The sequence below is a fragment of the Dyella acidisoli genome, assembly GCF_030160295.1.
GTDB lineage: Bacteria > Pseudomonadota > Gammaproteobacteria > Xanthomonadales > Rhodanobacteraceae > Dyella_B > Dyella_B acidisoli.
Genome location: NZ_BSOB01000050.1, coordinates 57,688 through 82,339, shown reverse-complemented (window position 1 = coordinate 82,339; position 24,652 = coordinate 57,688). Strand labels below are relative to the sequence as shown.

The following is a 24,652-nucleotide window of genomic DNA, read 5'->3' as shown; positions in this document are numbered from 1 at the left end:
CGATCAACGTCAGGAGATCGTCGCCGGCACCGGTTCGGCCGCTTCGGTGTTCACCGCCAGCTGGCCTTCTTTAACGCTCAGGCTCACCTTGCCACCCTCGGCCAGCTTGCCAAACAGCAGCTCGTCGGCCAGCACTCGCTTGATCTTCTCCTGGATCACGCGTGCCATCGGGCGAGCTCCCATCTGCGGATCGAAACCGTGCTCGGCCAGCCAGCGGCGTGCATCGGCGTCGACGTCCAGCGACACGTGCTTCTCGCTGAGCTGCGATTCCAGTTCGATCAGGAACTTGTCGACCACCCGCAAGATGTGCTCGAAGTCCAGCGCGTTGAACTGGATGATCGCATCCAGGCGATTGCGGAACTCGGGGGTGAAGGTACGGCGGATCACTTCCATCGAATCCATGGTGTGGTTCTGCTTCACGAAGCCGATGCTGCGGCGCGAAGCCTGTTGCGCGCCGGCATTGGTGGTCATCACCACGATCACGTTTTTGAAGTTCGCCTCGCGACCATTGGTGTCGGTTAACACGCCGCGGTCCATCACCTGCAGCAGGATGTTGAACACATCCGGATGTGCCTTCTCGATTTCGTCCAGCAGCAGCACGGCATGCGGATGCTTGGTGACGGCCTCCGTCAGCAGGCCACCCTGATCGAAGCCGACGTAACCCGGAGGCGCACCCACAAGACGCGACACCGAATGCGCTTCCATGTACTCGGACATGTCGAAGCGGATCATCTCGATGCCAAGCTGCATGGCCAACTGCTTCGTGACCTCCGTCTTGCCCACGCCGGTGGGGCCGGCGAGCAGGAAGCAGCCGATCGGCTTGGAAGGATCGGCCAGACCCGAGCGCGCCATCTTGATCGATGCCGCCAGCGCTTCGATCGCCGGATCCTGCCCGAACACCACCATCTTGAGGTTGCGTTCCAGATTCTTCAGCACGTCGCGATCAGATGCCGACACTTGCTTGGCCGGGATACGCGCCATCTTGGCAACGATGTATTCGACTTCCGGCACGTCGACCTTGCCAGTGCGCTGTTCGATCGGCAGCAAGCGCTGGCGTGCGCCGGCCTCGTCGATCACATCAATGGCCTTATCGGGCAGCAGGCGATCGGGAATGTGCTTCACTGACAGATCCACTGCGGCCTTCAGCGCTTCCAGCGTGTAAGACACGTTGTGGTGTTCCTCGAAGCGCGACTTCAAACCCTTCAAGATCTCCAGGCTGTCGGCCACGCTGGGCTCGACCACGTCGATCTTCTGGAAGCGGCGCGCCAGCGCGCGATCTTTTTCGAAGATGCCGCGGAATTCCTGGAATGTCGTGGAACCAATGCAGCGCAACTCGCCCGAAGCAAGCATGGGCTTGATCAGGTTGCTGGCATCCATGGTGCCACCTGACGCAGAACCAGCGCCGATGATGGTGTGAATCTCGTCGATAAAGAGAATCGCGCCCGACTGCTTCTTCAGCTGACCGATGACGGCTTTCAGGCGCTTCTCGAAGTCGCCGCGATACTTGGTGCCAGCCACCAGCGCGCCTAAGTCCAGCGCCCAGATGGTCGCGTTTTCCAGCACCTCCGGTACTTCGCCGTCGACGATGCGCTTGGCCAGACCTTCGGCTAGCGCTGTCTTACCCACACCAGCCTCACCGACATAGAGCGGGTTGTTCTTGCGGCGACGGCATAGCACCTGGATGGTGCGTTCGATTTCGTCCTGGCGGCCGATTAGCGGATCGATCTTGCCTTCCAGTGCCAGTTCGTTGAGGTTGCTGGCGTATTCGCTGAGCGGATTGCCTTTGCCCTCGCTGCCTTCCTCGGCATCGCGCTCGCTGCCGGAGATGCCGCTGGAAGGCTCGTCGCCGATCTTGGCGATGCCGTGCGAGATGTAGTTGACCACGTCCAGGCGCGTGATTTCTTGCTGATGCAGGAAATACACCGCATGGGAGTCCTTTTCACCGAAGATCGCCACCAGCACGTTGGCGCCGGTGACTTCCTTACGGCCGGAAGACTGCACGTGGTACACCGCCCGCTGCAGCACGCGCTGGAAACCCAACGTGGGCTGCGTATCGCGTTCGTCACCGTGCGGCAGCACCGGCACGGTCTCGGCGATGATCTTTTCCAGCTCATGGGTCAGCCGCGGAAGGTCCGCGCCGCAGGCGCGCAGGGCGCCCAACGCCGACTGGTTTTCCGTGAGGGCGAGCAGCAAGTGCTCCACGGTCATGAACTCGTGGCGCTGTTCGCGGGCCTGCTTGTAGCACTGGCCGATGGTGACTTCGAGATCCTTGCTGAACATCCGGACCTACTCCACTAGCAATGTTGGGCGGCTTCACCGCGATAGATGCAAGATGGGGGCCAAAAAGACCTGATCAATATCTTCCGCACAAGAGCCGTCTTGACGAAAAGTTGAACAGATCCTCAAACCTTTTCCATCGTGCACAACAGAGGATGCTGGTTGGCACGTGAATACTCGTTCACCTGGGTGACCTTGGTTTCGGCCACTTCACGCGTGAACACCCCGCACACACCCTTACCGCGAGTGTGTACGTGCAACATGATCTGTACGGCTTTCTCCTGGTCCATGCCAAAGAACATACGCAGTACCTCAACTACGAAGTCCATCGGTGTGAAATCGTCGTTCAACAGCAACACCTGAAACAGCGGCGGTCGCGCCACCTCAGGTTTTGACACTTCTACTGTGAGCCCATGCCCACTGCCGTGTTCTTGATCGGATTCGTTCGCCATGCTCTGAAAAATGGATTCGGCCTGTTCGAGTTAAGTATACGCCTGGGGATTATTTTGCTACCCGGCGGGTGCGCTTGAGGTAATGGCACAATAACGCCATTTCCAGTCCCCCTCCCCAGGGTTCTTTGACCCGACGATGACAACACCCGATAACTCAAGCTGTGACGTGTGGCGTCCGCATGTGACAGTGGCCTGCGTTGTAACAGACCGCGACCGCTACCTGATGGTTGAAGAGGAGGTCAACGGCTGCGTGGCTTACAACCAGCCCGCAGGTCATCTGGACGACCTCGAGAGTCTGCAACAGGCGGCCGTGCGCGAGACACGTGAAGAAACCGGTTGGACAGTGTCACTGACCCATTTAATTGGCGTGCATCAGTGGCGCAGCAAGGAACACGGCCAGGTCATCGTGCGTTTCAGCTTTGCGGCCAAGCCCTTGAGCCACGATCCTCAGCAACCGCTCGACGCGGGAATTCGTCGCGCGCTGTGGCTGACACGCGCCGAAATCGCAGCGCTGGGCGACCGCCTGCGCAGCCCGATGGTGTTGATGAGCATCGACGAATGGCTCGCCGGTCAGCGACTACCGCTGTCGGTGGTCACCAGCCTGATGCCCGGCAGTGATGCGTCATGAAAGTGATGCTGGGCATTTCAGGTGGTGTCGATTCCTCCGTCGCTGCACTGTTGCTGCAACAAGCCGGCCACGAAGTGGAAGGCCTTTTCATGCAGAACTGGGAGGAAGACGACCGTAACGGCCCCTGCACCGCCGACCAGGACCGCAAGGATGCCGTCGCCGTCTGCGGCCGCCTGGGTATTCCTTTTCACGCCCGCAATTTCGCCGCCGAGTACTGGGATGGTGTATTCGAGCACTTCCTGGCCGAATACCGCGCGGGACGCACGCCCAACCCGGACGTGCTCTGCAATCGCGAAATCAAGTTCAAGACCTTCCTGGACGAAGCGCGCGCCTTGGGCGCAGAAAAGATCGCCACTGGCCACTACGCACGCGTGGACTGCCTGGACGGACGCTACCGACTGCTGCGCGCGGTCGACGCCGGCAAGGATCAAACCTACTTTCTGCATGCGCTGGGCCAGCAACAACTCGCCGCCACTTTGTTCCCGGTAGGCGAGATCGAGAAATCCCAGGTGCGCGACATGGCGCGCAAGGCGAACTTGCCCACGCACGCCAAGAAGGATTCCACCGGCATTTGCTTTATCGGCGAGCGCGATTTCCGTCAGTTTCTGACCCAATACATCCCTGCCTGTCCTGGCGAGATGCGCAGCCCGGACGGTCGTCTGATCGGCGAGCACCAGGGCGTCATGTATTACACGCTCGGGCAGCGCAATGGCCTGGGGATCGGTGGACGCCAAAATACCGGCGGCGAGCCCTGGTATGTGGTCGGCAAGGATGTCGCCCGCAACGTGCTGTACGTGGCCCAGGGCGGTGAGAACGAATGGTTGCAGTCCCGGCGGCTGCTCGCCGAAACACCTACCTGGGTGGCAGGTACGCCGTCGGCAAAGGAATTCCGCTGCACGGCCAAGACCCGTTACCGACAGCACGATCAGGCCTGCATGGTGTCAATACACCATAACGGTCTGGAAGTACGGTTCGACGAACCACAGCGAGCTGTCACGCCTGGCCAATCAGTGGTGTTCTACGCCGGTGAGGAATGCCTGGGCGGCGCGGTGATCGCAGCCACCGATGCCGCGTATGGCGGCCTTGCCCACCCAACTACAAAGGATATGACGCAGCGTGCTTAAAGCTTTCGCCATCAACGAGGAACGGGTGCTGGCGCTGGCCGGATTGTTCCAGGCTTCCGCCCTCGCCCACCAGCTCGCCAATGAGGGGCGCTGCGACGATCTCGCACTCGACGCCAGCTTGGCCAGCGTGTTCCGCATCGATGCACCGTCGGTGGTCGGGGTGTACGGCAACGTATCGGGCATTCGTCTGGGTCTGCGCACCCTGATCGGGCAACTTGACGAAAACGGCCGCGACATGGCGATCACCCGCATGGTGGTCACCGTGATGCGCCTCGAACGCAGCCTGGCCCATCGCAAAGACCTGCTGGATCAACTGCAGCAAGGCATCGTTTCTGCCAAGCGGCAGGTCGATCATTTCGGGCTGAATTCGCCGCAGGTTTACAGCCGCTTGGCTGAGCTGTATGCGACCACGCTCTCAACGCTGAGGCCACGCGTGATGGTCACTGGCAATCCGCAATGGTTGCAGCAACCCGCCCTGGTCGAACGGGTACGTGCAAGTCTGTTGGCCGCGGTGCGTTCGGCAGTGCTGTGGCGACAGATCGGTGGACGTCAGTGGCAACTGCTGCTGCATCGGCGGCAATGCACGATGTTGGCGCGCGGGTTGTTGACCGGTACAACTTTGTAGATTGGGGTGCGAACCCCAACATGGCACCGCGCACATGCATAGCAATGTTGGGGTTTGCACCCCAACCTGCAGCGCTGCGTCGAAAACGCAGCGTCAGAGCTTGCGACGCTGCACATCCGCCATGCAATCGGCCCGGCCTCGTTACATCGCATCAATAAGGTGCAAACCGGGGCGTTGTCTGGCCAGCTTGCGCAGCAATTCTGCAAAAGCCTGCAGATCGCCATGCCATGGCGACGCCTCGCGCCAATACAGCGCAATCTCCCGCCCTGGCGCCTCGCCCTTGATCTTCGCCAGCACAATATCCGGCATCGATGCCAAGCGATCATGCGCAAGCGCTGGCACCAACGCATGCCCACCACGTAGCGTCACCAGGGCAGCGAGACTCTCCAGGCTGACATCCTGCACATAGCCTTCGTCATCAGCATGGCTTTCCGCCATCAAGATCGCCTGGCTGGCATCGAGCTGATCCATCGAGATCGTGCGTTTGCCGGCCAAAGCGTGATCCGCGCGCAACAAGACTTCCCAGGGTTCGAAGAACAGCGGACACATCACGATGCCGCTCAGCGAAGACGCTGGCGGTGCAAGCACGGCATCTAATTCACCTTCATGCAATCGACGCAGCAACCCTCGCGGTTTACCTTCCGACAGACTCAAGCGCGCACCAGGAAAGTGCTGTGGGAACGGTTCGATCAGATGCGGCAACAGATAAGGCCCCAAAGTGGCCAACACACCCAGCCGCAGTTCACCGCCGAATGCAGTGTCACCGGCACGCGCTGCTTGCTGCAAATGTTCTGCAGCAAGCAATACCGCATCGATCTGCTCCAGCAGGCGTTGCCCGCCTGCCGTTGGCACGACGCGCCGCCCGCCGCGCTCGAACAATGGCGCACCGAGGGCCTGCTCCACTTTCTGAACCTGATGCGAGAGGCCCGACGCGCTGATGTGCATGGCACGCGCGGCGCTGTTGAAGCTGCCGTGGCGATGCACGGCCTGCACAAGAATCAGGTCACGCAAGGAAACTGCCGAGAGGTGGGTGGAGATCATCGTGTGGCCCTAAGTACGTCACGGCAAAGCATAAACGACGAAGCCCGGCACTTGGCCGGGCTTCGTATCTCTTCTTGGGAAAGAAGGGATCGTTCGCGGTTTACGCAGTGACCGTATCCGCCACTTCCTTGAAATCAGCGATCTGATCGAAGTTCATGTAGCGATAGATCTTCTCGCCATTCGCGTTGATCACACCGATGTCGGCCAGGTATTCCTCCTGGGTCGGGATGCGGCCGAGACGCGAGCAGATCGCGGCGAGTTCCGCCGAACCCAGGTACACGTTGGTGTTCTTGCCCAGGCGGTTCGGGAAGTTGCGGGTTGAGGTGGAGAACACCGTGGCACCTTCGCGCGCCTGCGCCTGGTTGCCCATGCACAGCGAGCAGCCCGGCATTTCCATGCGCGCACCGGCCGTGCCGAGTACACCGTAGTGACCTTCCTCAGTGAGCTGCTTCTGGTCCATCTTGGTCGGCGGAGCCACCCACAAACGCGTGGGAATGTCGCGCTTGCCTTCAAGCAGCTTGGACGCGGCGCGGAAGTGGCCGATGTTGGTCATGCACGAACCGATGAATACTTCGTCGATCTTCGCGCCGGCCACATCAGACAGCGTCTTGACGTCGTCCGGATCGTTCGGGCATGCCACGATCGGTTCATGGATGTCGTTGAGGTCGATCTCGATCACGGCGGCGTAGTCGGCATCCTTGTCGCCGTCGAGCAATTGTGGATTAGCCAGCCATGCTTCCATTGCCTTGATTCGGCGCTGCAGACTGCGAGCGTCCTGGTAGCCCTGCGCGATCATGTACTTCAGCAGCGTGATGTTGCTGTTCAAGTATTCGATGATCGGCTCCTTGTTGAGCTTCACCGTGCAGCCGGCGGCGGAACGCTCAGCGGACGCATCGGACAGCTCGAACGCCTGCTCCACCTTCAGATTCGGCAAGCCTTCGATTTCCAGAATGCGGCCGGAGAAGATGTTCTTCTTACCCTGCTTGGCGACCGTGAGCAGATTCTGCTTGATCGCATACAGCGGAATCGCATTGACCAGATCGCGCAGCGTGACACCCGGTTGCAGTTCGCCCTTGAAGCGCACCAGCACCGATTCGGGCATATCGAGCGGCATCACGCCCGTGGCAGCCGCGAAGGCCACCAGGCCGGAACCCGCCGGGAACGAAATACCGATCGGGAAGCGGGTGTGGCTGTCGCCGCCGGTGCCGACCGTATCGGGCAGCAGCATGCGATTGAGCCAGGAGTGGATCACGCCATCACCCGGACGGAGGCTGATACCGCCGCGGGTGGAAATGAAGGCCGGCAGATCATGGTGCGTCTTCACGTCCACGGGCTTTGGATAAGCGGCGGTGTGGCAGAACGACTGCATCACCAGGTCAGCGGAGAAACCAAGGCACGCCAGATCCTTCAGTTCGTCGCGCGTCATCGGGCCGGTGGTGTCCTGCGAACCCACGGAGGTCATCTTCGGCTCGCAATAGGTACCTGGACGCACGCCCTTGCCTTCTGGCAAACCGCAAGCACGGCCGACCATCTTCTGCGCCAGCGTGTAGCCCTTGCCGGTGTCGACCGGGCTCTGCGGCAGGCGGAACAGCGTGGACGGCGGCAGGCCCAGCGCTTCGCGCGCCTTGGCGGTGAGACCACGGCCGATGATCAGCGGAATGCGGCCACCGGCACGCACTTCATCGAACAGCACGTCGGACTTCACCTGGAATTCGGCGATCACCTGGCCGTTCTTCAGCGCCTTGCCTTCATAAGGGCGCAACTCGACCACATCGCCCATGTCCATGCTGGAAACATCCAGCTCGATCGGCAGCGCACCGGCATCTTCCATCGTGTTGTAGAAGATCGGGGCGATCTTGCTGCCCAGGCACACGCCGCCGAAGCGCTTGTTAGGAATGAAGGGAATGTCTTCGCCGGTCCACCACAGCACGGAGTTGGTCGCTGATTTGCGGCTGGAACCGGTACCGACCACGTCACCCACGTAGGCGACCAGGTGGCCCTTCTGCTTGAGATCCTGGATCAGCTGGATCGGGCCGCGCTTGCCGTCTTCTTCCGGCTGGAACGGTGCACCGTCGCGCTTGTTCTTCAACATGGCGAGCGCGTGCAGCGGGATGTCCGGACGCGTGGTGGCATCAGGTGCCGGCGAGAGATCGTCGGTGTTAGTTTCGCCCGGCACCTTGAACACGGTGATGGTGAGGCTCTCCGGCACCTGCGGCCGGCTGGTGAACCATTCGGCATCCGCCCAGCTCTGCAGCACGGACTTTGCGTTGGTGTTGCCCTTGTCCGCTTTCTCCTTCACGTCGTGGAAGGCGTCGAATATCAGCAGGGTTTTCTTCAGCGCTTCCGCCGCGATACCGCCCACTTGCGCATCGTCCAGCAGTTCGATCAACGGATGGATGTTGTAGCCGCCGAGCATGGTGCCCAGCAGTTCCGTCGCTTTCTCGCGGCTGATCAGCGAGCACTTCTCGGTGCCGAATGCCACGGCGGCGAGGTAGGACGCCTTGACCTTAGCCGCATCGTCCACACCGGCCGGCACACGGTTCGTGATCAGATCGACCAGGAAGGCCTCTTCGCCCGCGGGCGGGTTCTTCAACAGCTCGATCAGGTCGGCGGTTTGCTGGGCCGACAGCGGCAGAGGCGAAATGCCCAGCGCAGCGCGCTCGGCGACATGTTGACGATAGGCGTTGAGCATGCGATCGGATCCTGTTCGGGAGGCTACAAGTTGCAGTGAACCAGTCCCCTCTCCCCTCTGGGGAGAGGGCTAGGGTGAGGGGCCAATCTTGCGGATGGGCTTTGTGGCGCGAGGGAGAAGGAGCAAAAGCTTCAAAGCATTGATCAAGTTTTCGGCAAGCCCATCCCCTCACCCCAACCCTCTCCCCGGAGGGGAGAGGGAGCAGTGAACTCGCATATTTTGCCAGCCGCCCCCAAAGCCCAGCAACGAAAACCTGTTTCCGGCTGCGTTCGAAATCTTGCAATGTGATCGTGGCCAAATCGCTCGAAAGTGGCTTGCACGGTTACCGAATTGGCCCAAACTTTCGCGGCATCGCCAAGACGGAACGCAAGCCTCCTTGCAATTCCCCTAACGTCCGCTGTTCTAGCATTCCCCTGCTACGCCGCGTGCGTCCGCCAGTCTTCAAGCAACAGGAGCTACCCCATGCTGGACTCATTTGCCACCCGCGACACCCTCAAGGTCAACGGCAGCTCGTATCAGATCGCCAGCCTTACTAAGCTCGGCCAGCAGTTCGATCTGAAGCACCTGCCTTACTCGATGAAGATCCTGCTGGAGAACCTGTTGCGCCATGAGGACGGCGTCAACGTCACTAAAAAGGAAATCGAAGCGGTCGCCAAGTGGAATCCCAAGGCCGAGCCGGATACCGAAATCTCGTTCATGCCCGCACGCGTCGTGCTGCAGGATTTCACCGGCGTGCCTTGCGTCGTGGACCTCGCTGCGATGCGCGACGCGGTGGTGAAGCTTGGCGGTGACGCCAAGCAGATCAACCCGCTCGCACCCGCAGAATTGGTGATCGACCACTCCGTGCAGGTCGACGCCTACGGCTCACCTTCGGCGCTGGAGAAGAACGTCGAGATCGAGTTCGAGCGCAATCATGAGCGCTACTCGTTTCTGCGCTGGGGCCAGAAGGCGTTCAATAATTTCAAAGTGGTACCGCCGCGCACCGGCATCGTGCACCAGGTGAACCTGGAACACCTTGCCCGCGTGGTGTTCACTGGCCAGAAGGATGGCGCCGACTGGGCCTATCCCGACACTGTGTTCGGCACCGACTCGCACACCACCATGGTCAACGGTCTTGGCGTGCTGGGATGGGGCGTGGGCGGTATCGAAGCCGAAGCGGCGATGCTCGGGCAGCCATCTTCGATGCTGATCCCGCAAGTGGTCGGCTTCAAACTCATTGGCAGGTTGCCGGAAGGCGTGACCGCCACCGACCTCGTGCTTACCGTCACGCAGATGCTGCGCAAGCTTGGCGTGGTGGGTAAATTCGTGGAGTTTTTTGGCGAGGGTCTGAGACACCTGCCGCTCGCCGATCGCGCCACCATCGGCAACATGGCGCCGGAATACGGCGCAACCTGTGGCATCTTCCCGATCGACCAGGAAGCGCTCAACTACCTGCATCTGTCAGGTCGTAGCGAAGATCAGATCGCGCTGGTCAAAGCCTACGCACAGGCACAAGGTCTGTGGCATGACGAGAACACACCGCATGCACAGTTCTCCACCACATTGGAACTCAATCTCGCCGATGTGAAGCCATCGCTGGCTGGCCCCAAGCGTCCGCAGGATCGCGTGCTGCTCGAAGACGTAAAGAAGAGCTATCACGATAGCCTCGCCACACTCACCGCCAACCGCAAGAACGGCGGCGAAGTACGCGCTGAAGCGCGCCTTGCCGGCGAAGGCGGTGGCACCGCGGTGGGCCATGACGCCAGTGCGCTGGCGAAGGGGCCGCATGTATCGATGAATGGCGAAAACTTTCATCTACAGGATGGCGCAGTGGTGATCGCTGCGATTACCTCATGCACCAACACATCCAATCCAGCGGTGATGCTTGGCGCCGGCCTGCTCGCCAAGAAAGCCGCGGAGAAAGGCTTGAAAGCCAAGCCGTGGGTGAAAACCTCGCTCGCACCTGGCTCGCTGGTGGTCACCGATTACCTGGAAAAAACGGGCTTATTGAAGGAACTGGAAAAAGTCGGCTTCTATATCGTCGGCTACGGTTGCACCACCTGCATCGGTAACTCGGGTCCATTGCCCCAGGAAATCAGCAAGGGCATTGGCGAAGGCGATCTCGCCGTGGCGTCCGTACTTTCCGGTAACCGCAACTTCGAAGGTCGCGTGCATCCGGAAGTCAAAATGAACTACCTGGCCTCACCGCCGCTGGTGGTGGCTTATGCGTTGGCCGGTTCGCTGGATGTGAATCTGTCGAGCGATCCGCTCGGTACCGGCAGCGACGGCAAGCCGGTGTACCTCAAAGACATCTGGCCGAGCAACAAGGAAATCTCCGATGTGATCGCCGGTGCGATCAACCCTGGGATGTTCACCAAGAACTATGCCGATGTGTTCAAAGGCGACAGCCGCTGGAACAGCATCGCCTCGCCGGAAGGTTCGGTCTACAAGTGGAGCGAGTCTACTTACATCAAGAACCCGCCCTACTTCGAAGGCATGACGATGGAGACGGGCAAGATCGAAGACATTCACGGTGCGCGCGTGCTCGGCTTGTTCGGCGACTCGATCACTACTGATCACATCTCGCCCGCTGGCTCGATCAAGAAAGACAGCCCAGCCGGCCGCTTCCTGATCTCCAAAGGAGTGGAACCGAAGGATTTCAACTCCTACGGCTCCCGCCGCGGCAATGACGACGTGATGGTGCGCGGCACGTTCGCCAACATCCGCATCAAGAACCTCATGCTGGATGGCGTGGAAGGTGGTTACACCTTGTATGTGCCGGTTGGCGAACAGTTGGCCATCTACGATGCAGCCATGAAGTACAAGGCGGACAAAACACCGCTCATCGTGATTGCCGGCAAGGAATATGGCACCGGCTCCTCGCGCGACTGGGCCGCCAAGGGCACACTGCTGCTCGGCGTAAAAGCCGTGATTGCGGAAAGCTTCGAGCGCATCCATCGCTCCAACCTGGTTGGCATGGGAGTGCTGCCGCTGCAGTTCAAGGATGGCGAGAATGCCAAGTCCCTTGGCCTAACCGGCAAGGAGACGTTCGAGATCACTGGCTTGCAGGATGGCGAGGCGAAGGAAGCCAAGGTGGTGGCCAAGAGCGATAAGGGCGAGAAGACCTTTACCGTGAAGGTGCTGCTGCTTACGCCGAAGGAGCGCGAGTTCTTCCGGCACGGTGGCATCTTGCAATACGTGTTGCGACAACTTGCAGGTAAAAAAGCGGCCTGATCGGATAAGCCCCTCTCCCACCGGGAGAGGGGAGGCAGCGCAATATCTGCTCGCGTCAAATCTGCTGCGTCCACGTCGCGCTATAACAGCGCCAATCATGCCCTTCCCTGCGCCACGCAGTTTCCACTTTGTAGACGCCCAATTCCGAAGGAAACAACTTTCCACCGCTGGTCAGTGTGATGGTGAAACTGGCCACGTACCGCTCACCGCGCGGCTGCACATCCACCGGACCCAGCACGGCATGCAAGGTTTCGCTACGGAATTTCGCCGCCCGCAGCAAATTGCCGATGTCCTGTCGAGTCATCCCGCCGCCATTGCCGTCGAAATCATCGGTCAATGGGGCGACCACCGCAGAAGCGTCGACCTGCTCGGTAGCCTGGGCCACTTTGTCGATGGCTTGCCGGATCAGCACCTCGTCCGGCGCGCGGTGGCAGCCGGTTGCCATCACCACCAACAAGGCCAGAAACGCAAAACGGTACAGATATTTCATGGTCGATCGTCCGGCAGCTTTTCCCAAGGAGTGCTCGCTGCGACGCGGCTTGCCGCTGTACGCTAGCGTATGCTCCAATGCTTCGCCCGCATGATGCACGATGCGCGCGGCCACCACCAACGGTATGTATTTGAGGAGCTTGGGATCGAACATGAGTAATCAGCGTCCGTGGCTGAATAACTATCCGGATGGTGTTCCCGCAGAAATCGACATCAACCAGTACGCGTCGGTGGTGGCGGTATTGGAAGAGGCTTTTGACGGATACCGCGATCGCGACGCTTTCTCCAGCTTCGGCAAACGGCTGACCTACCGCGAAGTCGACACCCTGAGCCAGCAATTCGCCGCTTACCTCACCGGGGAGCTGAAGCTCACCAAGGGTGACCGCGTTGCGATCATGCTGCCGAACATCCTGCAGTATCCGATTGCCCTATTTGGCGCGCTTCGCGCCGGCATGGTGGTGGTAAACACCAACCCCATGTACACGGCACGCGAACTCAAGCATCAGCTGGAAGATTCGGGCGCCGTGGCGATCGTGGTGCTGGACAACTTCGCGGCCACCTTGCAGCAAGTCGTTGCAGAAACGCACGTCAAGCACATCGTAACCACTGGCATCGGCGATCTGCTCGGTCCCAAGGGCGTGCTGATCAATTTTGTGCTCAAGCACGTGAAGAAGATGGTGCCACCGTACTCGCTGCCACACGCGGTACGGTTCAAGGATGCGTTGGCCGCTGGCGCAAAGCACGAGGCGCCGAAGCCCTCCGTCACGCATGACGACATCGCATTCCTGCAGTACACCGGCGGCACCACGGGCGTGGCCAAGGGCGCCATGCTCACCCATGGCAACATGGTGGCGAACATGATGCAGGCTGGCGCTTGGATCGGTGCCAATCTCACGAAAGAACGCGAGATCGTGATCACCGCGCTGCCGCTGTACCACATCTTTTCGCTTACCGCGAACGGCCTGGTGTTCTTGCGCCTGGGTGGCTTGAACATTCTCATCACCAATCCGCGCGACATGCCCGCCTTCGTGAAGGAACTGCGCAATTCGCACTTCTCGGTGATTACCGGCGTCAACACGTTGTTCAACGGACTGCTCAATACGCCTGGTTTTGAAAGTGTCGATTTTTCCAATCTGCACTTGAGCCTGGGCGGTGGCATGGCGGTACAGCGCGCCGTGGCCGAGCGCTGGAAGAAAGTCACCGGCTGCACGTTGGCCGAAGCTTACGGACTTACTGAAACATCACCGGCAGCCTGCATCAATCCGCTGGACCTGAAGGAATACAACGGCTCCATCGGTCTGCCGATTTCATCCACTGACGTGGCGATCTGGTCCGAAGACAACCAACCACTGCCTATTGGCGAAGTGGGCGAGCTGATGGTGCACGGCCCGCAAGTCATGAAAGGCTATTGGAAGCGCCCCGACGAAACCGCCAAGGTGCTCACCGACGACCGCTGGTTGCACACCGGCGACATCGCCAAGATGGATGCGAACGGCTACGTGTACATCGTCGACCGCAAGAAGGACATGATCCTTGTGTCGGGCTTCAACGTGTATCCGAACGAGATCGAGGATACGGTGATGAAGCACCCCGGCGTAGCCGAGGTCGCCGCCATCGGCGTGCCCGACGAACATTCGGGCGAGGCAGTGAAGCTGTTCGTGGTGCGCAAGGACCCAAGCCTCACGGTGGATCAGCTCAAGGAGTTCTGCCGCGAAAACTTCACCGGCTACAAGCGTCCGAAGATCATCGAGTTCCGGGACGCGCTGCCCAAGAGCAACGTGGGCAAGATTCTGCGGCGTGAATTGCGCGATGAAAAGAAACAGCCCGCGGTAGCGGGCTGAGTGTTCACAAATCGGGAGTCGTAAATCGTAAAAGGCGAGAAGTCCCGTTTTTTACGGTTTACGATTCCTGCCTATTGGTCGTGCCACATCTCCAGAATGTCGGCATAGCCACCAAGCAGATTCCACAGCGGCACCTGCTTATCTTCGGGAATACGCGTGTAGGCAAAACCGATATGCCGTTCTGACACGCGCGCCACCTTCGCTTCCAGGTGAATGTGCAGATCATCACCGAAGATCATATCCAGCACCCAGCTCTCGCCCGCGTTGCCGAACCATTCGTTCGGGCGCAATACCAGAGCGCCCGTCGCTGAAATATCAATCAGGTCGGTCGGGTGCGATTCGTCACCATGGCTCATCAGGACCGTGGTCTTGATGCGCATCCGCGCAGGGCGCAGATGGTCCTTGCCTGAACCGTCCATGGCATCGTCACGTTTTGTGTTCATGCTTTTTAGCTCCCTACCCGCTCAACGCCGTCGATGCGACGCCCAGATCCGACTTGCGCTGCAATGAAACCCGCACTTTCGGTGGCTCCTCCGTCACTCGTCGGCACCAGCGTATTCCTGCTGGCGTCCCCAGATGTGCGCATATGATGAAGCAAGCCACATGCCACTGCTACAGCTACGTTTCAGTGCGCGATAGTGTCTGTTTCCAGCACCCGCTGACTCGCGGCGGACACAAAGGGTCACATGCTGCCGTAGCTCGAACAATGGCGAATCAGGCCACTCTTCGGTGCCTACAGGCGCATTTTTGCTGTCCGGCGCTGCCGCAGGCATTTTCTTGACAACCCGCTACCGCAGCTGAAGCGTTCGCTGGACATGCCGCAACAGTGCCGTTAATCTGTAACTCGCGCGTGGGGCCATGCATGGATGGTCGCCGGGAACCCCGGTTGGAATGGTCTTCACCCGATGTACTCAGCCGACCTTTTACGAATCGCGGGCGACGCCAGCGGCGTCACGCCGGTTTTTGCCTGATCGTATCTTCACCGACCCGGCACCCGGCGGCCGTCAGCCTGACACGAACCACGCATGTGGATTCATCAGGGCCAGCAATTGCGGGAAACCGCACGCTCGGCTGGGCACCGTACAGTGGCTTTATCGGAATGACCTCAAGAAACCGGGCATTCCAGGCATGAACCCTTAATCTTCTGCGTACCGGAAAAAAGGGTTCTGAGTCGTCAACAGAACGAATGCCAGCCCATATCGGGCGGGCCAATGACATGCATTGATGAGCACTGAGCCAACCGAGTCTCAGCCAATAGAAGCAACGCAAAATGCGTTCGCCGGGGTACCGCAGCAGCAGGAAATGCCGCTGGCAGTCGTGCGCGGCGAACCGATTCTGCAGATGCCGCAGGATCTGTACATTCCACCGGATGCATTGGAAGTCATCCTGGAGGCATTCGAAGGGCCGCTGGATCTTCTGCTGTACCTGATTCGCCGGCAGAACCTGGACATTCTCGATATTCCGATCGCCGAGATCACCCGGCAGTACATGGAATACATCGATATGATGCGCGACGTGATGCGCCTGGAGTTGGCTGCCGAATACCTTTTGATGGCAGCGATTCTGGCCGAAATCAAATCGCGACTGTTGTTGCCGCGGCCGCCATCGGAAGAAGGGGTAGAGGAAGACCCCCGCGCCGAACTGGTGCGCCGCTTGCAAGAGTACGAGCGCTTCAAGAAAGCGGCCGAAGACATCGACACCCTGCCTCGCCTGGAACGCGACACCGTGGTGGCACAGGCCGATACGGGCGAGCGCAACGTGATCAAGTTGCCGCCGCCGCTGGATCTGAAGGAAATGCTGCTGGCCCTGAAGGACGTGATGCATCGGGCCGAATTGTTTGGGCACCACGCCATCAAGCGCGAGGCGCTGAGTGTGCGCCAGCGCATGGGCGAGTTGCTCAGCCGGCTCGACGACACCCAGTTCCACCGCTTTGAGTCGCTGTTTGATGTGAGCGAAGGAAGGCTGGGCGTGGTGGTCACCTTCCTTGCCATGCTGGAGCTGGCCAAGGAATTTCTGATCAGCATCGTGCAGGAAGAAGCGTTGGCGCCGATTTACGTGAAGGCCAATGTCGCCCCGGCTGGCGAAGCCGCCGTGGTGGAGGACTTCGGTGGCGACGACGTGTTCGAAGAACCGAGTGCCGCTTCCGGCGGCGAATGACACGCAGCCCTACAAGAAACGCAACCGCTATGGATACCCGATCCTAAGGCCATGCAGATCGAGCAACTCAAACCGATTATCGAAGCCGCCCTGATGGCCGCCAGCCAGCCGTTGACCGTAGCGCAGCTGGGTGAGCTGTTCGTGGAGGAAGACGAGGTCGACCGCGCGCAGATCGCCATGGCACTCGAAGCCCTGGCTGAAGATTGCCAAGGCCGCGGCGTAGAGCTGAAAGAAGTCGCTTCCGGCTTTCGCTATCAGGTGCGTCAGGACGTGCACCCGTGGATCTCACGCATGTGGACGGAAAAACCCAGCCGTTACTCGCGCGCGCTGTTGGAAACGCTGGCACTGATCGCCTACCGGCAGCCGATCACCCGCCCGGAAATCGAACAGATCCGCGGCGTGGTGGTGTCCTCCAACATCATCAAGACGCTGGAGGAACGCGAATGGATTCGCATCGTCGGCCATCGCGACGTACCTGGCAAACCTGCGCTGTTCGGCACCACCCGCGCCTTTCTCGATTACTTCAATTTGAAATCGCTGGATGAGCTGCCGCCGCTCTCCGAAATCCGCGACATGGAAGATCCGCAGCTACGGCTGGACGACGATTCCTTCCCGCCCAAGCCGATACGTAACCTGCCCATTGATCCAGACGCAGAAGAAATCGACGGCGAAACACCCAGTGACGAAGCACTGACCAAAGAAGAAGAAGAAGAAACCATCAGCACAGAACACGGCGAGCCGCATGCCAGCGAAGAAACCACAGACGCGGCACCTGCTGAAACGCACATTCACGAATCACCTTCGGACGAAGGCCAGGAAAGTTCTGAGCCATCGCCCCATTCGCAACACGCTGCACCCGAGCACGACGAGCCCACGAATGAAGTGAGCGCTGCCGTCGAAACCCATTCCACCACTGCCGACGAGGCAGCGAACCCAGCGGATGCCGATCACGGCACCGCCGAGCAAGACACCGAGGAGTACCGCGCATGAATGCGCCGCAAAAATCCGTATTGAGCCTCAAGCGCGCCGCACCGGCCGAAAACGCACCGCAGATCGAAGAGCGCTTGCACAAAGTACTCGCTAACGCCGGGCTTGGCTCGCGCCGCATGCTGGAGCAACGCATCCAGGCCGGTGAGGTCGAGTTGAACGGCAGCCCCGCCACCATCGGTGCAAGCGTCCATGCAGGCGATCGCGTCGTGATCGACGGCAAGCAATTCGTCGTCGCCACCGACAACCGCGACGATGCTGAAGTACTGGTCTACCACAAGCCCGAGGGTGTGGTGACCACGCGCGAAGATCCCGAAGGCCGTCCCACCGTGTTCGAACAGCTGCCGCGATTGAAAGGCGCGCGCTGGGTCGCTGTGGGTCGCCTGGACATCAACACCACCGGCCTGCTGCTGCTTACCACCGACGGCGACCTCGCCAATGCGCTGATGCATCCGCGTAGCGGCCTGGAACGCGAATACCTGTGCCGCGTGCATGGCGAAGTTCCCGATGAAGTCATCGAGAAACTCAAGGCCGGCGTAGAACTGGAAGACGGCCCTGCCCGCTTCGACGAGATCGCCATCATCAGCCGCGGCGGCAGCCATAGCTGGTTCCGTGTGGTAATCCGCGAAGGACGCAACCGCGAAGTACGCCGCCTGTGGGATTCGCAAGGCTTCCTTGTCAGCCGCCTCAAGCGTATCCGTTACGGCGCCACCGAACTGCCGCGCATGCTGCGCCGTGGCGATTGCGAAACACTGAACGAAGAAGCAGTAAAGGAACTGCGCAAGAGCGCCGGCCTCGGCGCTCCGCAACCAGTGCTGACGCTGAGCCCGGTGCTGCACCAGCGCCGCGCTCCGCGCAACGTCGTGGAATATCGTCCCGAAAAAGGTGGCGGGGCTAATTGGAGCGGCGGCTATCACGACGAAGCACGCGAACTGCGCGCCTTTGACCGCATTCGCGAAGAAGCCCCCGCGTATGGCAAGCAGCGCCGCCGCGCAAATCCGAATCGCGAAGTGAACGGCAATGTGGCCACACCCGAGCGCCAGAAGAAGAAGGTCCACAACAAGAAGAAGCGCGGTATCGGTCCCGGCCAGGAACTGCCTCCCGCACGCACCTGGTTCGCAGGTGAAAACCGCGAAGGCGGGCGCGCTCATGGCGGTGGCCAACAACAGCAAGCACGCGGCAATCGTCGCGGAGGCGGTTCCGGCGGCACGAACCCTTACGGCGGATTCAATGCCGGCGGCGGCGGCGGTAGTGGTGGCGGCAACGCCAATCGCAACAACCGCGGCGGCAACCGTCCAGGTCCAGGTGGTCGTCCGCAACGCGGTAACCGACCGCATGGTGGTGGTGGCGGCGGTCGTTCCGGTAATCGCTGAACTATCGCGTGATCCGCATCTATCACAACAGCCGCTGCTCAAAATCGCGCAGCGCGCTCGCTTTAGTGGAGCAGACTGGGAAGCCGTTCGAGGTAGTCCACTATCTCGAAACGCCACCCACCGCCACTGAGCTGAAAACGCTGCTGTCGCAGCTCGGCATCACGGCGCGGCAATTGCTGCGTGCTGGTGAGGATGAATATCGCGAGCTTGGGCTTGATGATTCATCGCTAAGCGAAGAGGCGCTGATTGCGGCTATGGTGGAGCATCCGCGTCTGATAGAGCGGCCTATCGTAGTCGCCAACGGAAAGGCCGTAATCGCTCGCCCTCCGGAAAAAGTGCTGGATATCCTCTAAAGTCCGTAAGTCAGAGGTGCAAACCCCAACATCGCCATGTTTGTGGCCTTCGTGTTGGGGTTTGCACCCCAACTTACGCCTGCACGAGCGAACGATACGCGCTGGGCGTCATCCCCACCGTCGCCTTGAACTGGCGCGCAAACGCACTCTGATCGACGAAACCGCACGCAATGCCGATCGAGGCCACGCTATCGTCGGTGTGCAGCATGCGCATGGCAGCCTCGATGCGTAGCTTGATCAGTACCTGCTGTGGAGTGAGCTGGAATACGCGACGGAAATGGCGCTCGAATTGCGCAACGGAAAGTTCCGCCAGCTCGGCCAGCATCGGTATGCGGATGGCGTCGCCATAGTGATCCTGCATATAAGTCAGCACGCGCTTCAGTCGATCGTAGACGGGATGACGCCCATCCGGCAGCCCAAGATCACGTGAAATGCCGATCACGCCGCCAATCTTGCCGCGTATCAGCAATGGACGTTTACAGGTGAGACACCATCCCGACGCGCGGTTGGCGAACATGTGCACTTCCAGCTGATTTTCGATCACCTCTCCCATCAACACACGTTGATCCTGCGCCGCGTAGGAACCGCCCATCGCGCTTGGGAAAAGCTCGGTCACGTCTTTGCCAATCACTTCGTTGCGCTGTTTCAAACCAAGACGGCGCACCAAAGTGAGATTGGCATGTGTGTATCGCCCTTCCGTGTCTTTCACAAAAAACACGACATCCGGCAGAACGTCGAACAAGGGCTCCAGCTCATCGGCAGAAATCTTCATGGTGACAAGAAGCAAGCTAGCAAGTGGATGATAACGCTGCGGACCTTCACATCATCGTCCGGTGCTGCATCTTAAGCAGTTTTCTGCACATTCGTGCAAGTGCCCCTGCATTTAGCTGCTGCGAAGCAGCAAGCACATTGTGCAGAATTCCGCACTCAATACTCCTAAACCTTTCTAGACATTGATGCATTTTCACCGCGCAGCAAGCTTGTGCCGAAATATGCATTTGTCGTGCCTCAAATATTCAAGACGCGCCGTATCCGCTTGCACATGCTTACGCCAGCTTGCAGCAAGTCATTCGTACGCAATGCAGGCGGCTATCCGCAACTCGAGGCAATCACAAACCTGCGCGTCCCCAATCTCTCAACTTTGCCGCCACAGTGTTCGGTTGCCGAGCACGACGACCTTCAGCATGCGCTATTCGTTTTGACGCGTCTCCCCAGGACGCGAAGTGGCAGTGAGCACAGGGATGTGCTCGTTTTTGGATTTGCACCAAACATCAGGGATCGACAGGTGTCAGCGGCAGCAAACGCGAATCTTCGAACGCCGCAATGCGATGCCCTATCACGGCCAGATAAGCTTCATGCGAAGTGAAAGCCATGAAGGATGCAACGCTTTGCTGGCGCACCAGCATAGCCATATCCCATCGTTCGTTTGGCGGACCGATCAGAAAATCACGGCCATGACCAAGAAACAACACGTCACCTCCACTCTCACGCAAGTACGGCAACGTGTGCTCGATGTAACGTTGAAAGGCTTCCTCACTGCTGATGGCGTTGGGCGGTGCTAAACCCGGCGTCGCCGAATAATCGGCCAACGTATGAAAACGCAGCAGATTGAGCATTACGACGCTGCCTTGCAGCGTCTGGCCATGAAGGCACGCCCTGCTTCCCAGGTTGGTTCCAAGTAGTTCGTCATGGGCGTGTCCGTTTAATCGGCGAACGCCAGGTGCGTGGCGTAATCGCGCACATCGACGGGCCACTGGGCGATCAGCTCGCCAAACTTCGTGCGATCGTTAGCGAACAAAGCGCGCGTGGCTTCTTCGAAACCGGGCATGTTACCGGCCATGGCTGACATGAAGTGATACGCACGCTCTTGCGCCGCGCGAGCTCTGTCGCCTTCGCCATGGGCGCGACGTGCTTCCTCCACCAGCTTGCGCAGCGTGACGGATGCGCCGCCCGACTGGGATTCCAACCATGTCCAATGTCGCGGCAACAAGGTCACTTCGCGCGCTACTACACCCAGCTTGGGACGGCCGCGACCGCGTGGCGCTTCAGGTTCTACCTCTGCGGTGCCCTGACAAGCGGAAACGGGGCGATAGCGGGCAACGACATCGTCATCAGTTCCACGCGTGTCGAAATCGATTGAACGGCCTGTGCTGTCATCGAAGATCAGAACCGGCCTGGAACCACCACGCTCGGCGGCGAGCTTCACCGCCAAGGCGACAACGTGTGGGGCGCCAGAGGCCAGGCGCCGATGGCCTTGGAAGCTTGTATAGCTGATAGGTGGCAGCGTATCGGTCATGAGGCAGACTCCTGTCGGGCACCAAATAATACCCGGGTAATATTTTACCAACAATATCACCCGGATAAAATAATTTTCATGTCCCAATAAAAAAGCCGCCCACAAGGGGCGGCTTTTCTCGAATGGCTGGCGGACTCAGATCCGGCTTTGCGTGGCTGGATCCCCAACCTTCGCACCCGCATCGCCACGCGGCGGCGGCGGTGGCACCGACTGCCCCATGGATGAGGTCTTGGACCAATCCGCCGGCGGACCCGGCACGCGGCCGGACATGATGTCGTCGATCTGGCGCGCATCGATGGTTTCATACTGCAGCAAGGCATCGGCCATGACGTGCAGCTTGTCGATGTTCTCAGTGAGCAACTGCTTGCTGCGACCGTACGCGCGGTCGAGGATCTCGCGCACCACTTCGTCGATCTTGCGCGCGGTCTCGTTCGAAACGTTCTTGTGCTGGGTGACTGAACGACCCAAGAAAACTTCGTCCTCTTCCTCGCCGTAGGTTACTGGGCCGAGTTCATTCGACAGGCCCCACTTGGTAACCATGTTGCGAGCCATCTTGGTAGCGCGCTCGATATCGTTGGATGCGCCAGTGGTGACCTTGTCGTTACCGAAGATCAGCTCTTCGGCTACACGGCCGCCGTACAGCGAGCAAAGCTGCGATTCGATTGCGGTCTTGTTCATGCTGTACTTGTCGCCTTCCGGCAAGTACATGGTGACACCCAGCGCACGGCCGCGCGGAATGATCGTAACCTTGTAGACCGGATCGTGCTCCGGCACCAGGCGACCAACGATAGCGTGACCGGCTTCGTGATAGGCGGTGAGCTTTTTCTCGTCCTCGCTCATTGCCATCGAACGGCGCTCGGTACCCATTAGAATCTTGTCGCGCGCCTTGTCCATGTGAGTCATGCGGACTTCGCGAGCGTTCTCGCGTGCTGCGAACAATGCTGCCTCGTTGACGAGGTTCGCCAGATCCGCACCCGAGAAACCCGGTGTACCGCGCGCGATGACCATCGCGTCCACGTCGCTGGCGATCGGTACCTTGCGCAGGTGCACTTTGAGGATCTGCTCGCGACCCTTCACGTCTGGCAGGCCCACCACTACCTGGCGGTCAAAGCGACCTGGACGCAGCAGCGCCGGATCGAGCACGTCAGGACGGTTGGTGGCAGCAATGACGATGATGCCTTCGGTACCTTCGAAACCATCCATTTCCACCAGCAACTGATTGAGCGTCTGTTCGCGCTCATCGTGACCACCGCCAAGACCCGCACCACGGTGACGGCCCACGGCATCGATTTCGTCGATGAAGATGATGCACGGTGCGTGCTTCTTGGCTTGGTCGAACATGTCACGTACGCGCGAAGCGCCCACGCCGACGAACATTTCGACGAAGTCAGAACCGGAGATCGAGAAGAACGGTACCTTGGCTTCGCCCGCGATGGCCTTGGCGAGCAAGGTTTTACCGGTGCCTGGCGGGCCAACCATCAGCACGCCGCGCGGAATCTTGCCGCCGAGGCGCTGGAACTTGCCCGGATCGCGCAAGAATTCCACCAGCTCGCCCACTTCTTCCTTGGCTTCGTCGCAACCTGCGACGTCGCTGAAGTTGACCTTGACCTGGTCTTCACCTTGCAGCTTCGCACGCGAACGACCAAAGCTCATCGCACCGCGGCCACCGCCGCCCTGCTGCATCTGGCGCATGAACCAGATGAACACGCCGACGATCAGGATCACCGGTAGCCAGTTCACCAACAGGCCGATCAGCGAGAACCCGGTGCCGGAATCCTGCGTGACGGTGACGTTCTTATCCTGCATCTGCTTGACCACCGAATTGGTGGAGAAGCCGAGTACTGGCGCGACGGTGCGGTAGTTGCTGCCGTCCTTCAGTTTGCCGGTTAAGGTGGCGGGATTTTCGGCGCTGATGTTGGCCGTGGCGACATTACCGCTGTCCACACTCTGTACGAAGCTGCTATAGGGCAGATCCGAAGAGGCGCCACCGTGCGGATTGAAGCTCTGGAACACAGTGATCAGAACCACCGCGATCACCAGCCAGAGCAACAGAGTTTTCCATGTTTCGTTCATGCGCGGGTCTCGCCAGTTTGCCGGCCAGCCGGTCGATAGCCGGTGGCCAGCGCATATACCTCACGCGAACGCGCGCGGGAGGCCTTGGGTTTACGCATACTTACGCGCGAGAACTCGGCGCGCAAGGTGCGCAAGTAATCATCGAAGCCTGTTCCCTGGAATAGCTTGATTAGAAACGCTCCGCCCGGTTTGAGCCAGTGCCTGCCGAAATCAAGCGCCAGTTCCGCCAGATCCATTGCCCGGATCTGATCGGCCAGTGCTACACCACTCATATTGGGGGCCATGTCCGACAGCACAAGATCGACCTTTTGGCCATCCAAGCGTGCTTCCAGTGCACGCAGAACAGTTTCTTCACGGAAGTCGCCTTGCAGGAAATCCACGCCGGCAATTCCCTGCATCGGCAGGATGTCCAGCGCCACCACAGTACCACTATCACCCAGGCGCTGCCGGACGAACTGCGACCAGCCGCCGGGCGCCGCGCCCAGGTCGACTACGCGCATGCCAGGCTTCAGCAGATGATCGCGGTCGACCAGCTCTTCCAGCTTGAACACCGCGCGCGAACGCAGGCCCTCGGCTTGGGCCTTTTTGACATAGACGTCATCGAAATGCTCCCGCAGCCAGCGGGAACTGCTCTTGCTGCGAGGCATGGGTCGGCTATTGGACCGGGAACAGGGGATGGACATGATACCCTTTACGATTATCCAGCTGTAACTCTGAGACTGAATACATGCCCATTTCTCCCTCGCAGCGACGCTACTTGCGAAGCCTCGCACACGACCTCCATCCGGTGATTCTGCTCGGCGCCAAAGGCGCCACCGAGGCGGTGGTGAAGGAGCTGGATCTGGCGCTCTCACATCACGAACTCGTGAAAGTGAAGCTGTCCGGTGGTGACAAAGAGCAGCGCGAGGAGCAGATCCAGGTGCTGATCGACGGCACTAAAGCGGAGAACGTCCAGGAGATCGGCCACATCGTGGTGCTCTTTCGCCGCAATGAGGACGATCCGCGGCTTGCCCTGCCGCGTTGAGGACGCA

The 24,652-nt window shown here is 59.9% G+C and carries 21 protein-coding genes; 10 read left to right on the top strand and 11 right to left on the bottom strand.

Annotation, left to right across the window (positions count from 1 at the left end; all coding sequences use genetic code 11):
- Positions 1–9: 9 nt before the first annotated feature.
- Both clpA and clpS read right to left on the bottom strand, forming a co-directional pair.
- A complete protein-coding gene (gene clpA / locus QQJ86_RS19095; RefSeq protein ID WP_284322565.1) occupies positions 10–2,280 on the bottom strand; it encodes an ATP-dependent Clp protease ATP-binding subunit ClpA in 2,271 nt (756 codons plus the stop codon).
- A 122-nt stretch (positions 2,281–2,402) separates the two neighbouring features.
- Positions 2,403–2,729 carry an ATP-dependent Clp protease adapter ClpS gene (gene clpS, locus QQJ86_RS19090; protein WP_284322564.1) on the bottom strand — a complete coding sequence of 109 codons (327 nt, stop codon included), beginning with the start codon at positions 2,727–2,729 and terminating at the stop codon, positions 2,403–2,405.
- A 136-nt stretch (positions 2,730–2,865) separates the two neighbouring features.
- Between clpS and QQJ86_RS19085 the strand changes: the two genes are divergently transcribed.
- The 3 genes from QQJ86_RS19085 to hflD are packed head-to-tail and all read left to right on the top strand — an operon-like array spanning position 2,866 to position 5,106.
- Positions 2,866–3,357 carry an NUDIX hydrolase gene (locus QQJ86_RS19085; RefSeq protein ID WP_284322563.1) on the top strand — a complete coding sequence of 164 codons (492 nt, stop codon included), beginning with the start codon at positions 2,866–2,868 and terminating at the stop codon, positions 3,355–3,357.
- Positions 3,354–4,481 (top strand): tRNA 2-thiouridine(34) synthase MnmA, encoded by a 1,128-nt coding sequence (mnmA, locus tag QQJ86_RS19080; RefSeq protein ID WP_284322562.1) that lies wholly within the window; start codon positions 3,354–3,356, stop codon positions 4,479–4,481. Before QQJ86_RS19085 ends, mnmA begins: the two co-directional genes overlap by 4 nt.
- Positions 4,482–4,491: 10 nt before the next feature.
- Entirely contained in the window at positions 4,492–5,106 is a 615-nt protein-coding gene (gene hflD / locus QQJ86_RS19075; RefSeq protein ID WP_284322642.1) for a high frequency lysogenization protein HflD, read from the top strand.
- A gap of 141 nt (positions 5,107–5,247) precedes the next feature.
- Here hflD and QQJ86_RS19070 read toward each other — a convergent pair whose 3' ends face one another.
- Both QQJ86_RS19070 and acnB read right to left on the bottom strand, forming a co-directional pair.
- The gene (locus QQJ86_RS19070) at positions 5,248–6,147 is read right to left on the bottom strand and encodes a LysR family transcriptional regulator (protein WP_284322561.1); all 900 of its coding nucleotides are present in this window, start codon (positions 6,145–6,147) and stop codon (positions 5,248–5,250) included.
- Positions 6,148–6,247: 100 nt separating this feature from the next.
- The gene (gene acnB / locus QQJ86_RS19065; RefSeq protein WP_284322560.1) at positions 6,248–8,839 is read right to left on the bottom strand and encodes a bifunctional aconitate hydratase 2/2-methylisocitrate dehydratase; all 2,592 of its coding nucleotides are present in this window, start codon (positions 8,837–8,839) and stop codon (positions 6,248–6,250) included.
- Between the two features lie 462 nt (positions 8,840–9,301).
- Between acnB and acnA the strand changes: the two genes are divergently transcribed.
- Complete coding sequence (acnA, locus tag QQJ86_RS19060; protein WP_284322559.1) at positions 9,302–12,052, top strand: aconitate hydratase AcnA; 2,751 nt, start codon at positions 9,302–9,304, stop codon at positions 12,050–12,052.
- Positions 12,053–12,107: 55 nt separating this feature from the next.
- Here acnA and QQJ86_RS19055 read toward each other — a convergent pair whose 3' ends face one another.
- Entirely contained in the window at positions 12,108–12,695 is a 588-nt protein-coding gene (locus QQJ86_RS19055; RefSeq protein ID WP_284322558.1) for a nuclear transport factor 2 family protein, read from the bottom strand.
- On the opposite strand from QQJ86_RS19055, the gene QQJ86_RS19050 reads away from it, so the two are divergent.
- On the top strand, positions 12,694–14,382 hold the full coding sequence (locus QQJ86_RS19050; protein ID WP_284322557.1) for a long-chain-fatty-acid--CoA ligase: 1,689 nt from the start codon (positions 12,694–12,696) through the stop codon (positions 14,380–14,382). The two genes, QQJ86_RS19055 and QQJ86_RS19050, sit on opposite strands and share 2 nt — an antisense overlap.
- Before the next feature lie 71 nt (positions 14,383–14,453).
- Here the strand turns inward: QQJ86_RS19050 and QQJ86_RS19045 are convergent, their stop codons facing one another.
- Positions 14,454–14,825, bottom strand: a complete 372-nt coding sequence (locus tag QQJ86_RS19045; protein ID WP_284322556.1) for a PilZ domain-containing protein — start codon at positions 14,823–14,825, stop codon at positions 14,454–14,456.
- Positions 14,826–15,606: 781 nt separating this feature from the next.
- Between QQJ86_RS19045 and QQJ86_RS19040 the strand changes: the two genes are divergently transcribed.
- From QQJ86_RS19040 to arsC, 4 genes are read left to right on the top strand one after another with little or no spacing between them, the layout of a single operon-like run.
- Positions 15,607–16,539 carry a segregation and condensation protein A gene (locus QQJ86_RS19040; protein ID WP_423372778.1) on the top strand — a complete coding sequence of 311 codons (933 nt, stop codon included), beginning with the start codon at positions 15,607–15,609 and terminating at the stop codon, positions 16,537–16,539.
- Positions 16,540–16,590: 51 nt separating this feature from the next.
- Entirely contained in the window at positions 16,591–17,529 is a 939-nt protein-coding gene (scpB, locus tag QQJ86_RS19035; RefSeq protein ID WP_284322555.1) for an SMC-Scp complex subunit ScpB, read from the top strand.
- Positions 17,526–18,899: a pseudouridine synthase gene (locus QQJ86_RS19030; RefSeq protein WP_284322554.1), complete on the top strand. Its 1,374-nt coding sequence runs from the start codon at positions 17,526–17,528 to the stop codon at positions 18,897–18,899. The genes scpB and QQJ86_RS19030 overlap by 4 nt, the downstream gene beginning before the upstream one ends.
- A gap of 8 nt (positions 18,900–18,907) precedes the next feature.
- Positions 18,908–19,252, top strand: coding sequence for an arsenate reductase (glutaredoxin) (gene arsC, locus QQJ86_RS19025; RefSeq protein WP_284322553.1), 345 nt, complete (start codon positions 18,908–18,910; stop codon positions 19,250–19,252).
- A gap of 73 nt (positions 19,253–19,325) precedes the next feature.
- On the opposite strand, the gene QQJ86_RS19020 is transcribed toward arsC, so the two are convergent.
- The 5 genes from QQJ86_RS19020 to rlmE form a co-directional block, all read right to left on the bottom strand.
- The gene (locus QQJ86_RS19020; protein WP_284322552.1) at positions 19,326–20,039 is read right to left on the bottom strand and encodes an AraC family transcriptional regulator; all 714 of its coding nucleotides are present in this window, start codon (positions 20,037–20,039) and stop codon (positions 19,326–19,328) included.
- 484 nt (positions 20,040–20,523) lie between these two features.
- Entirely contained in the window at positions 20,524–20,868 is a 345-nt protein-coding gene (locus tag QQJ86_RS19015) for a hypothetical protein (RefSeq protein WP_284322551.1), read from the bottom strand.
- A gap of 86 nt (positions 20,869–20,954) precedes the next feature.
- The gene (locus tag QQJ86_RS19010) at positions 20,955–21,548 is read right to left on the bottom strand and encodes a DUF2239 family protein (protein WP_284322550.1); all 594 of its coding nucleotides are present in this window, start codon (positions 21,546–21,548) and stop codon (positions 20,955–20,957) included.
- Between the two features lie 135 nt (positions 21,549–21,683).
- On the bottom strand, positions 21,684–23,621 hold the full coding sequence (gene ftsH, locus QQJ86_RS19005) for an ATP-dependent zinc metalloprotease FtsH (protein ID WP_284322549.1): 1,938 nt from the start codon (positions 23,619–23,621) through the stop codon (positions 21,684–21,686).
- Positions 23,618–24,268, bottom strand: coding sequence for a 23S rRNA (uridine(2552)-2'-O)-methyltransferase RlmE (rlmE, locus tag QQJ86_RS19000; protein ID WP_284322548.1), 651 nt, complete (start codon positions 24,266–24,268; stop codon positions 23,618–23,620). The genes ftsH and rlmE overlap by 4 nt, the downstream gene beginning before the upstream one ends.
- Before the next feature lie 80 nt (positions 24,269–24,348).
- Here rlmE and yhbY point away from each other — a divergent pair, with 80 nt between their 5' ends.
- Positions 24,349–24,645 (top strand): ribosome assembly RNA-binding protein YhbY, encoded by a 297-nt coding sequence (yhbY, locus tag QQJ86_RS18995; protein WP_284322547.1) that lies wholly within the window; start codon positions 24,349–24,351, stop codon positions 24,643–24,645.
- Positions 24,646–24,652 lie beyond the last annotated feature (7 nt).